This is a genomic window from Bacillus sp. AFS001701 (genome assembly GCF_002559405.1).
Lineage (GTDB): Bacteria > Bacillota > Bacilli > Bacillales > Bacillaceae_G > Gottfriedia.
The window spans coordinates 1-10,598 of record NZ_NTZO01000129.1 but is presented as its reverse complement, the minus strand read 5'-3'; the positions used below and the strand labels follow the sequence as shown (position 1 = coordinate 10,598).

Annotated in this window: 14 protein-coding genes; 10 read left to right on the top strand and 4 right to left on the bottom strand. The window is 32.7% G+C overall.

Annotated elements, in window-relative coordinates; all coding sequences use genetic code 11:
* Positions 1-206: 206 nt before the first annotated feature.
* Entirely contained in the window at positions 207-431 is a 225-nt protein-coding gene (locus tag CN514_RS10615) for a PH domain-containing protein (RefSeq protein ID WP_286141636.1), read from the bottom strand.
* Between CN514_RS10615 and CN514_RS26470 the strand changes: the two genes are divergently transcribed.
* Positions 394-666: a hypothetical protein gene (locus tag CN514_RS26470; RefSeq protein ID WP_286141637.1), complete on the top strand. Its 273-nt coding sequence runs from the start codon at positions 394-396 to the stop codon at positions 664-666. The genes CN514_RS10615 and CN514_RS26470 overlap by 38 nt on opposite strands.
* Before the next feature lie 22 nt (positions 667-688).
* Here the strand turns inward: CN514_RS26470 and CN514_RS10610 are convergent, their stop codons facing one another.
* Positions 689-1,129: a DinB family protein gene (locus tag CN514_RS10610; protein ID WP_098232551.1), complete on the bottom strand. Its 441-nt coding sequence runs from the start codon at positions 1,127-1,129 to the stop codon at positions 689-691.
* Positions 1,130-1,248: 119 nt separating this feature from the next.
* On the opposite strand from CN514_RS10610, the gene CN514_RS10605 reads away from it, so the two are divergent.
* A complete protein-coding gene (locus tag CN514_RS10605) occupies positions 1,249-1,521 on the top strand; it encodes a hypothetical protein (protein ID WP_098232550.1) in 273 nt (90 codons plus the stop codon).
* A 63-nt stretch (positions 1,522-1,584) separates the two neighbouring features.
* Here the strand turns inward: CN514_RS10605 and rnhC are convergent, their stop codons facing one another.
* A complete protein-coding gene (gene rnhC / locus CN514_RS10600) occupies positions 1,585-2,517 on the bottom strand; it encodes a ribonuclease HIII (protein ID WP_098232549.1) in 933 nt (310 codons plus the stop codon).
* Between the two features lie 97 nt (positions 2,518-2,614).
* On the opposite strand from rnhC, the gene zapA reads away from it, so the two are divergent.
* The 6 genes from zapA to CN514_RS10570 all read left to right on the top strand — a co-directional run bounded on the left by zapA (position 2,615) and on the right by CN514_RS10570 (position 9,134).
* Positions 2,615-2,905 carry a cell division protein ZapA gene (gene zapA / locus CN514_RS10595; protein ID WP_098232548.1) on the top strand — a complete coding sequence of 97 codons (291 nt, stop codon included), beginning with the start codon at positions 2,615-2,617 and terminating at the stop codon, positions 2,903-2,905.
* Positions 2,898-3,425 (top strand): CvpA family protein, encoded by a 528-nt coding sequence (locus tag CN514_RS10590; protein ID WP_098232547.1) that lies wholly within the window; start codon positions 2,898-2,900, stop codon positions 3,423-3,425. Before zapA ends, CN514_RS10590 begins: the two co-directional genes overlap by 8 nt.
* Before the next feature lie 49 nt (positions 3,426-3,474).
* Positions 3,475-5,199, top strand: a complete 1,725-nt coding sequence (polX, locus tag CN514_RS10585) for a DNA polymerase/3'-5' exonuclease PolX (RefSeq protein ID WP_098232546.1) — start codon at positions 3,475-3,477, stop codon at positions 5,197-5,199.
* A 16-nt stretch (positions 5,200-5,215) separates the two neighbouring features.
* The gene (locus CN514_RS10580) at positions 5,216-7,570 is read left to right on the top strand and encodes an endonuclease MutS2 (protein ID WP_098232545.1); all 2,355 of its coding nucleotides are present in this window, start codon (positions 5,216-5,218) and stop codon (positions 7,568-7,570) included.
* A 229-nt stretch (positions 7,571-7,799) separates the two neighbouring features.
* Positions 7,800-8,669, top strand: coding sequence for an alpha/beta hydrolase (locus CN514_RS10575; RefSeq protein WP_176525863.1), 870 nt, complete (start codon positions 7,800-7,802; stop codon positions 8,667-8,669).
* 9 nt (positions 8,670-8,678) lie between these two features.
* Positions 8,679-9,134 carry a GNAT family N-acetyltransferase gene (locus CN514_RS10570; protein ID WP_098232543.1) on the top strand — a complete coding sequence of 152 codons (456 nt, stop codon included), beginning with the start codon at positions 8,679-8,681 and terminating at the stop codon, positions 9,132-9,134.
* Positions 9,135-9,170: 36 nt separating this feature from the next.
* On the opposite strand, the gene CN514_RS10565 is transcribed toward CN514_RS10570, so the two are convergent.
* Positions 9,171-9,611, bottom strand: a complete 441-nt coding sequence (locus CN514_RS10565) for a hypothetical protein (RefSeq protein ID WP_098232542.1) — start codon at positions 9,609-9,611, stop codon at positions 9,171-9,173.
* A gap of 94 nt (positions 9,612-9,705) precedes the next feature.
* Between CN514_RS10565 and CN514_RS10560 the strand changes: the two genes are divergently transcribed.
* Both CN514_RS10560 and CN514_RS10555 read left to right on the top strand, forming a co-directional pair.
* Positions 9,706-10,221, top strand: a complete 516-nt coding sequence (locus CN514_RS10560; protein ID WP_098232541.1) for a hypothetical protein — start codon at positions 9,706-9,708, stop codon at positions 10,219-10,221.
* A gap of 158 nt (positions 10,222-10,379) precedes the next feature.
* Positions 10,380-10,598, top strand: a 219-nt coding sequence (locus CN514_RS10555; protein WP_176525865.1) for a helix-turn-helix domain-containing protein, incomplete at its 3' end; no start/stop codon positions are given.

Here is a 10,598-nt window from a genome sequence, read left to right as displayed (position 1 = left end):
CATGAGTAAGTAAAAAAGCAGAAAGATGGATTATAGTACCTCATGAGGGGGGTATGAGTAAGTAAAAAAGGAGAAAGATGGAATGTAGTACCTCATAAAGGTTGATGAATTAAATCTCCAACTATTTTTGGGGAAATCAGGCTAAAAATCAATAATAAACAAAGAAAACTCGCAAGGATCTTATTACCTTGTGAGTTTTCTTTGTTTTAAAGATCGTAATTACTTATAACTTCTGCTTTTTGACGATTTAAAATTGTAGCATCGGGACATCGTTTTTTTATTTCTTGTAAAAAACCTTCTTCATCTTTAGGAAGTGAAAGTAAGGCAAATCCGTACTTTTTGTATTCGATTTTCAAACGTTTGAAGGTCCATGCAGGTGAGGAAACTGGATTATTGGAGAAATTAACTGTTCTGATTTCACTATATGGAATAAGTATTGTTATAAATCCAAATTTTGATTTGAATTCAGTTTCGGTTAATTCATGGTATGTGTTGAATATTGCCCAAACTAGAACAATCAATATTGGTAATAAAAAGACAAAGACTACTAAACTTATGATGATTCCTGTGCTATCAGCTTCAATAAAGCTGATGATGGGAACTGAAATAATGAGTGAATTAAGATCAGAATTAGGACGACTAATAGAGGATTTTTCTTCACTTTAAATTTCATGACGACACCTTGATCCTATCCTAATATTTGATTTAAATGATGCTTCATATGGTCAATGTAGTCAGTAAATAACCAACTTAGTGTAACAGATTCTTCGTTTTGACTAATATATTGTAGTTTCCATTGGTCTTCTGAAATGTTTGCGAGCACATTCATGAAACGTGAATTTAATGCAGTCCATAACGTAAGAATTTCTTCAATTGTATAGCTATTTTGATAATCATTTAACTCTACCCATGAATTTTGTTTATAAAGCTCCAAAACTAGTTCATCATTAGAGGACAATCGATCTATAAATCTTTTATGATTCATAGTCGCAGAATCGCAAAGATGTCCAAGGATTTCTTTTTTAGACCATTTTGTAGGACTTGGTTTATAATCTGTATTCGATAAGGCTCTGATGATTTTTGGAACGGATTGGATTAGACTACTATATTCGTTTATTAAATTATTCATCTGAATTTTCCTCCTTCGTTTCTACATGATATGAATATGTTTAAACATTTTTCTTTATGAGTCTTTAGACAAGCTATAGGTGAATAGGTTATTAGTAGGACAATCTTGGAGGTGGCTTGATGTTAATCTTTTTACTTTATGTCGGATTGTTAATTGGAGTGTTAGCAGTTTATAAAGATGCCATTAAGCGGGATGTTAGTAATCTTGGGTTTCAAATGATCGGTTATTATGTACTAGCTTCTTTACCATTTAGGTTATTTTGGTTACCAATCCCTTTTGGATTTTTAATTTGTTTATTTTTATTATCTAAACCGATGCTTCGATATAAAAAACAAAAACAAGTTGCTAGCCTATTAGGTTTCATAATATTTATAGTAGATGCTGTATTCTAAATATATGTTTTAGAATACAGCTTTTTTGATGTTTTCATATCCTTTATAATGCATTAAGGAATATCATTTTTTAGCAATCTTTAATGCCTTTTCGGTATTAGCAAAATGTAATTTCGTTAAACTTCGTAAAGCTTCAAAACCTTTTGATTTAATTAGTTTTGCAGCGGCTTGATCAACTTTTGCTCCAGCACCTTTTGGTAAGGTCATGCCAGCTTTTTCACTTAATTGGTCCATTTGTTGTAGGAAAGCATAGCGGGCTAAAATAGAAGAAACTGCAACTGAGAGATGCAAACCTTCTGCTTTTGTAGCAAATTGAACTTTATCACGAATAACTTCTTTTGTTCCTTTTAAATATCCGTAGTACAGATTTGGAGGAGTAAACTGATCAATTAAGATTGCATCATATTTTTTATCTTCCAATTTTGAAATAGTATTTCGAATTGCTTGGTTATGTAAAAGAGCCTTTAGTTTATTCATATTATAGCCTTTTTCTTGCATAGCATTGTATTTCTCATTGTGCAGTACTAAGAGGCTGTAAGTTACGACATGAACAATTTTTTTTGCTATGCTGCATATGGCATCGTCTGTTAGTTCTTTGGAATCTTTTACGCCTAATTCTTTTAATAATTCGAATTGACTTGGTTCTACAAAGGAAGCTACAACTGTCATAGGTCCAAAGTAGTCGCCTGTACCAACTTCATCACTACCTATTACTGAAAGACTTGAAAAGTTTTTTGGTAAAGTTGAATTCGTATTTGTAGGGTTTACCTTTTTAATCGTTTGGCTAGCCGATTTACCTTGCCATTTACTTACTTCAGCATCACAATTTGAGCCTTGAAACATTACTTTACCAGATTTATATGCAGTGATTGTACAGCCACTTGGTTTGGCCATAAATACTCCACCTTGTGGTACTTTTGATTGGAGGCTACTTTGGTAGTGTGCTTTCATCTTTAAGAGAGTATCCTCAGAAACTGTTAATACAGTGTTTGACATAAATTTCTCCTTTATAAATGGATATTTTCCAATACTTTTGATTGTATTGAATTTCATGTTATAGTTAAGGTTAGAATGTTTATAGCTGAATGGAGGTATGAAGTTGTCCAATTCTTCATCGAAACAAAAACTAAATGTAACTATTTATGGGCAACATTATGCAATTACTGGTGACGAGTCAACAGATCATATTCGCCATGTTGCCTCAATTGTAGATGATAAAATGAAAGAAATAAATAAAAAGAATCCATTATTAGATACTAATAAATTAGCTGTATTGACAGCAATAAATATTGTAAGTGATTATGTTAAATTAAAAGAAAGAGCTGAAATGCTCGAAAAATTATTAGAAAATCAAACGAAAAGTGAGCAGAAAGAGAATGATTGATTTAATTATACTTATTATTTTTGTATTAGGAATTTTGACAGGTTGGAAAAGAGGATTTATTAGCAGCCTTGTACGATTACTAGGTTTTTTACTTTCCATATACCTAGCTTATCATTATTATGAGCAGACCGCTACTTCACTAAAAAAAATATTTCCAATTCATATAAGTGGTGGCCAGGTCGTTAATGCAGAGCAGTTTGTATATGAAATTATAGCTTTTGCTTTACTATTTATTGGGACAAGGCTAGTTATTTCATTTATTGGTTCGTTATTAAATGGAGTTTTCCAATTGCCTGTTTTAAAGCAGATGAACTCCTTATTAGGTGGTATTTTTGGTTTTATAGAGGTTTATTTATTTTCGGTTTTGGCGCTTTTTATTGCTTTAATCATACCAATAGATACGCTTCATGTTTTATTACATAAATCAAATATTGCGTATTTTATGGTTCAACATACACCATTTATATCAAATCAATTAATTGAATTATGGAACGGATTTTCTAGTTCTGAAATACTTTAATCGAGTTTTTAGTGAAAAAATAATTTCTATGTTAAGTAGGTGACTTAAAATGCACAAAAAAGAGTTAATTAAACTGTTAGAACAAATTGCTACTTATTTAGAACTAAAAGGTGAGAATGCTTTTAAAATATCAGCATTTCGTAAAGCGGCAAATGCATTAGAAACTGATGAAAGAAGTCTTGAGCAAATCGACGACTTTACTGCTATAAAAGGGATCGGAAAAGGGACTTCTGCAGTAATTTTAGAATATATCGAAACTGGTAAAAGTACGGTCTTGGATGAACTACAAGAGTCATTGCCTAAAACTTTACTTCCTTTACTTAGACTACCAGGATTAGGTGGAAAAAAAGTAGCTAAACTTTATCAATCATTACAAATTGAGAGCATGGAGCAGTTAAAAGAAGCATGCCTAAATGGTAAGTTACAAGGGTTAGCTGGATTCGGTAAAAAGACAGAGAAAAATATTTTAGAATCAATCGAGGAGTTTGGTAAGCAGCCTGAACGCTTGCCACTAGCAGATGTTTTACCGATCGCTGATAAAATTGAAGCTTATTTGGCAGGAATGAAGGATGTTGAAAAGTATTCAAGAGCAGGAAGCTTACGAAGAGTACGTGAAACAGTTAAAGATTTAGACTTTATTGTTGCATCAAATAAACCGGAAAGCATTAAAGAACAATTACTTTCGATGCCGGAAATCGTTCGAATAATTGCACAAGGGGATACAAAAGTTTCTCTTGTTTTAAAAGGTATTGAATATGAGATTTCAGTTGACTTCCGTATTATTCAACCAAAGGAGTTTGCTACAACGCTGCATCATTTTACTGGTTCTAAGGATCATAATGTAGCAATGCGTCAATTGGCTAAAGATCGTGATGAAAAAATTAGTGAGTACGGTGTTGAAAACGTTAATACAGGAGAAGTTTTAACTTTTGAAAATGAAGAAGATTTTTATGCTCACTTTAATTTACCTTGTTTTCCACCTGAAATTCGAGAGGATGGAAAGGAAGTTTCAACTTTTACAAACGATTATCCAATAATTCGTTTTGAAGATATGAAATCTGATTTACATATGCACTCTACGTGGAGTGATGGTGGCTATTCAATCGAAGAAATGGCAGATGCATGTCGTGCTAAGGGGTATAAATATATTGTCATCACAGACCATTCACAATATTTAAAGGTTGCGAACGGTTTAACTCCTGAGCGTTTATGGAAACAAAAAGAAGAAATTCAGCGTGTTAATGAAAAATACGCTGATTTTACAATTCTGCATGGGGTAGAAATGGATATTTTACCTGATGGATCGTTAGATTATGAAGATGATGTTTTACGTTCACTTGATTTTGTTATTGCATCAATTCATTCTAGCTTTAGTCAAGATGAAGAGACAATCATGATGCGTTTAAAAAATGCAATGAGAAATCCTTATGTTAGCATGATTGGGCATCCAACAGGGCGCAAAATTGGCAGAAGAGCTGGGTACAAAGTAAATGCTGAAGAATTAATTTCTGTAGCAAAAGAAACAGGTACAATTTTAGAATTAAATGCAAATCCAAATCGATTAGATTTAAATAAAGAGATGTTAATGATGGCCGAAGAAGCTGGTGTGATGCTATCAATTAATACGGATGCACATAACATTGATATGCTAGAGCATATGACTGTTGGGGTTAGTGCGGCCAAGAAGGCTTGGTTAAAAAGAGAAAATATTGTAAATACATTTGAATTACACGAACTTTTAGGTTTGATTGAAAGGAAACGTAATCGAGTGTAAGGAGGTTACGACGGGTATGCAACGTACGTTAAGAGTTTTAGAGTACGATAAAATAAAAGAACAATTACTTAAACACGCTTCATCTTCACTAGGTAAGGAACGTATTAAAAACCTTTTACCAAGTACTAGTTATGATGAAGTTGTAGAACTACATGAATCAACCGACGAAGCTGTAAAAGTTATTCGTCTGCGAGGAAATGTACCTCTTGGTGGATTATCAGATATTAGAATGCAAGTAAAAAGGGCAGATATTGGTGGCATGCTATCTCCATCTGAGCTAATTGCAATTTCGGGTGTTACATATGCCGGGCGTCAAATGATTCGATTTATTGAGAGCTTAATTGAGAGTGAAGTAGAAATTCCTTATTTAGAATCATTAAGTGAGCAAATCATTCCTTTATTAGAGTTAGATAAAAATATAAAGGTTGCTATTGGTGATAATGGAGAAGTTTTAGATGATGCTAGTGTGACACTTCGAACGATTCGTGGACAAGTTCGAACAGCTGAAGCTCGAATTCGTGAAAAATTAGAGAGTCTAACTAGAGGTACAAATGCACAAAAAATGTTATCAGATTCAATTGTAACGATTCGTAATGATCGTTTCGTTATTCCAGTAAAACAAGAATATCGACATGTTTATGGTGGTATTGTTCATGATCAATCTTCTTCTGGTCAAACATTATTTATTGAGCCACAAGCTGTCGTTACATTAAACAATAGTTTACAAGAAGCAAAAGTGAAAGAAGAGCAAGAAATTGAGAAAATTTTAATGGCATTAACGGGTCAAGTAGCTGAGGCTTCAGCGGATTTATTGCAAAATGTTGAAATTTTAGCTGAAATGGATTTCTTATTTGCAAAGGCTAACTATTCGCATTCAATTAAGGCAAGTAAACCAATTTTAAATAACGATCGATATTTTAAATTAAAAAAAGCTCGTCATCCTCTAATTCCAAGGGATATAGTAGTTGCTAATGATATTGAATTAGGTAAAGATTTTACTACGATTGTCATTACTGGTCCAAATACGGGTGGTAAGACGGTTACTTTAAAAACGATTGGTATTTGTGTTTTAATGGCACAATCTGGTTTGCAAATTCCTGCACTAGACGGTTCAGAAATCTGTGTGTTTGAGCAAATTTTCGCCGATATTGGTGATGAACAATCTATCGAACAGAGCTTAAGTACATTTTCTTCTCATATGGTGAATATTGTAGATATTTTAAAACATGTTAATCATAGTAGTCTTGTATTATTTGATGAATTAGGAGCTGGAACTGACCCTCAAGAAGGTGCGGCGTTAGCAATCTCAATTTTAGATGAGGTAAGTGAATACGGTGCAAGAGTAGTAGCGACAACGCATTATCCTGAATTAAAAGCATATAGTTACAATCGAGAGCACGTTATGAATGCTAGTGTTGAATTTGATGTCGAAACATTAAGTCCGACTTACCGACTATTAATTGGCGTTCCAGGTAGAAGTAATGCATTTGAGATTTCTAGAAGACTTGGACTTTCAAATCGTGTAATTGAAAAAGCAAGAAACCATGTAAGTGAAGAAAGTAATGAAGTTGAAAATATGATTGCATCTTTAGAAACGAGTAGAAAAGGTGCAGAAACAGAATGGAAAGAAGCAGAAGATTTCCGTAAAGAATCAGAGCGTGTTTTCAAAGATTTACAAAAGCAAATGATGGAATTTTATGAGCACCGTGATGAATTATATCGTGGAGCACAAGAAGAAGCGAAAAAGCGAGTCAGAGTTGCACAACAAGAAGCTGAGGAAATTATTAAAGAGCTAAGATCGTTAAAAAATAGCCAATTAGCTTCTATTAAAGATCATGAATTAATTGAGGCAAGAACTCGTTTGGAAGGGGCAATTCCTTATGCTCCAAAGAAAACAATTCCTCAGGCCGCGCCGAAGAAACAAAGAAAGCTTCGTGAAGGTGACGAAGTAAAAGTGATTAGCTTTAACCAAAAAGGGACACTACTTGATCAAGTAAGTGAAGGTGAATGGCAAGTTCAGCTCGGTATTATTAAGATGAAAGTTAAAGAAAAAGATATCGAATATGTTAGTTCACCCAAAGAAGTAAAAGAACGAACTGTTACTTCTGTAAAAGGTAAGGATTTTCATGTTAATCTTGAGCTGGATCTTAGAGGTGAAAGATATGAAGATGCGCTAATTCGCGTTGAAAAATATATCGATGATGCATTATTAGCCGGTTATCCACGAATTAATATCATTCATGGAAAAGGAACTGGTGCACTGAGACAAGGGGTACAGGAATACTTAAAAAAACACAGATCAGTTAAATCCTATCGATATGGAGCAGCCTCCGAGGGCGGAATTGGTGTTACTGTTGTCGATTTAAAATAAGGTAATAGGGGTTCTAAGATGGAAAAGTTGGCAAAAATATTATTTGCGGTTTGTGCAGTATTTTTAATTTGGGGAATTTTGTATGTAACAGTTATTAAATAAAGTAATTGAGACTAGCATCATTAGTGTATTTCTATTGATTTATGTAGACGTTCAAAATCTTACATAAAGATGAACCTAGAAGACATAACCTGAGTTAGTCTCTTTTTTATTAGAAGGGTGAATTGGCTTGAAGAAAATCATTTTAGCATTAGTCATCTTTGTTATTGTCTTTGTTGGATTTAATGGTTTTCAACATAAACACCAAAAGAAGAAAAATGATGTAAGTAAAGATATTATTGTGCAAAGAGATGTACGTTACACAAATCCAGCCCAAGTTCCACAAACCATTGATATATACCGATCTAAAAATTCACATGGTCCATCACCAACGTTGATATTTGTTCATGGCGGTTCTTGGAGATATGGAAGTAAAGCGTTAAATAAACGTTGGAGTACGATCTTTAATGAAATAGTAAAAGATGGATATACAGCAATTAGTATAGACTACACACTTTATTCAAAAGAAAATTATTCATATAACTTTCCAGTTTGTGATGTGAAAACAGCAATCGACTTTATTTATACAAATTCAACTGAATTAGGAATTGATCGAAATCAAATTGGGATAGCTGGTGCTTCTGCTGGTGGACATTTAGCCTTATTAACTGGTCTTCAACCCGATATACAAAACAAAATAAAGTACATTATTGCTTGGTATCCAATTTCAGACTTAACGACCATGAATCAATCTCCTTCTTCAAGAAGTTCGGAAATCGTAGATAAATATATGAATAGTACTGTTGATCAAATGACAGATGAGTATAATCGGATGAGTCCTATTCAATATGTAGAAAAGACAAAAGTGCCAATCTTTATTGTACATGGCACAGGAGATAAGCTTGTTCCGTTCAGTCAATCTAAGCGATTTGCTAAAAAAAATCCAAAAATGGTTACGTTAATTGCACTTAAAAATGGAAACCATGGATTTACAAATCTTTCGGTACAAAAATCTACCAATGATACGATAAATTATTTAAAGGCAAGATTAAAAAAGTAAGGAGTATCAATGAATCATATTAATAAAATTCAATTTCTAACAAAAGAGCATTGGAATCTATTGTTACTAGCTGACCCATCAAAAGAAATGGTAGATAAATATATTCAAAAGAGTACTATTTATGAAGTACTAGACCAAAATATACTCGTCGGTGTTTTAGTATTAATGGAGAATTCAAGTGAAGAGGTTGAAATTAAAAATATTGCAATTGATCCGACCTTCCAAGGACAAGGATTTGGAAAAAATTTAATTCACTATGGAATTAATGAATCTAAAAAACTTGGTTATTCGAAAATTTCAATCTGTACCGGTAACTCAAGTACATACCAATTAGCATTATATAAAAATTGTGGATTTCAAATCAGTATTGTTTTTCACAATTTCTTTATTGATAATTATGATGAAGAAATATGGGAAAATGGCATACAGTGTAAGGATTTAATTAAGCTAGAACAATATTTATAAAATAAGCTACCTAGGAAGCCTTAGGTAGCTTATTTTTTATTCAATATACGGTTTGACATACATCACGTAAGTATTACGGTCCTGATCAACTTCATTTGAAGTTTGCTCGTAAATTTGATGATTTATTGTTATATAAGTTGATTGAAGCCAAGAGAGTAAATCCAATTCATCTCCGCTCTCATAGAAATGAATTTCATCAAAAGAATCCACATCTCTAATTTCAATGCCTAACGGTCTGTTTAAATGGTAAAAAGGAGTATTTTCCATATCCGATTCAATTACTTCAATTACATATCGATCTTCCTCGATATAAGAGCCTCTATTCTCGTAAACGAAACCATTTAAAATAAAGTAATCACAATATCTTCTTGTAAAGATTTGGACCTTTGATAAAAATGGAAAATGGTAAATAGGTCGTGTAAATTCTCCATCAACTAATCGATATTCAAGAACAAAGATGTTGTCTGTATTAAACATTGTTCAAACTCCTTTAATAATTGTATATACATTAGTATATAACACAGTTTAGGATAGAAATGTATGTATTTATATATTGAATTAGGAGAATACAATGTCAAAAACATCAAAATTAATGAAAAAAGTGAGCATTGCCTTAACAAGTGGTATAGTAATAAGTTCATTAACCGGGTGTGGATCTGAACCAGAGTCGATTGAGACAACTCATAATTCTCAAGATTATTATGAATCAAGTCAACCGGTTTATGAAAATACAAAGCAAGTAAATGAGGTTGATGAGGGGACGACGACTGAAGATAGTTTAGATGAGACTGTTTATACTGATAGTGACGAAACAGATTTTGCGTACACAGATACGGAAATGCCTGATGATGAAAATTGTAGTGATTGGGAATTTGACTATGAAGATAATATTTGGATTTGTGATGATAGTTCAAGCTCATTTTACCGTAATTTTTTCTTTTTAGGCTCATTCTTTGCAACAAAAAATATGTTATATGGCAACAATGATTTTAATCAATATAAATCCTCAGGCATTATTAAAGGAACAAATTCCTCAGTTAAAAAAAGTGGTTTTGGCAGTGGAGTTTCTGGAGGATTTGGAGGTTAACAACTGTTAATTTAAATTTATAAAAGTTTATAAAAATATCACAATTTGTTCTAAATGCAAGCCACTCATTGTGTTTATATAGAATACATGAGGTGAGTAATTTGAATGTTGATTCGATCGGTGGAACTGAACAAACTCTTAATAATATGAATAAACCATTGATACTTGCAAAAAGAGTAAGATTAAGACCAACTAAAGAACAAGAAACACAATTATGGAAATCAGTGGGAACTGCCAGATGGGCTTATAACTGGGCATTGTCCAAACAGAAAGAAAGCTATAAAAACAGTGGGAAGTTTATTTCTGATGGCCTGTTAAGAAAAGAATTGACTGGTTTAAAACAAATTGATGAATTTGCTTGGTTGTATGAAGTATCG

Coding starts and splice junctions, on each gene's coding strand:
- CN514_RS10610 (WP_098232551.1), bottom strand. CDS start 1,129: ATGAATAATTTAATAAACGAATATAGTAGTCTAATCCAATCCGTTCCA.
- CN514_RS10605 (WP_098232550.1), top strand. CDS start 1,249: ATGTTAATCTTTTTACTTTATGTCGGATTGTTAATTGGAGTGTTAGCA.
- rnhC (WP_098232549.1), bottom strand. CDS start 2,517: ATGTCAAACACTGTATTAACAGTTTCTGAGGATACTCTCTTAAAGATG.
- zapA (WP_098232548.1), top strand. CDS start 2,615: ATGAAGTTGTCCAATTCTTCATCGAAACAAAAACTAAATGTAACTATT.
- CN514_RS10590 (WP_098232547.1), top strand. CDS start 2,898: ATGATTGATTTAATTATACTTATTATTTTTGTATTAGGAATTTTGACA.
- polX (WP_098232546.1), top strand. CDS start 3,475: ATGCACAAAAAAGAGTTAATTAAACTGTTAGAACAAATTGCTACTTAT.
- CN514_RS10580 (WP_098232545.1), top strand. CDS start 5,216: ATGCAACGTACGTTAAGAGTTTTAGAGTACGATAAAATAAAAGAACAA.
- CN514_RS10570 (WP_098232543.1), top strand. CDS start 8,679: ATGAATCATATTAATAAAATTCAATTTCTAACAAAAGAGCATTGGAAT.
- CN514_RS10565 (WP_098232542.1), bottom strand. CDS start 9,611: ATGTTTAATACAGACAACATCTTTGTTCTTGAATATCGATTAGTTGAT.
- CN514_RS10560 (WP_098232541.1), top strand. CDS start 9,706: ATGTCAAAAACATCAAAATTAATGAAAAAAGTGAGCATTGCCTTAACA.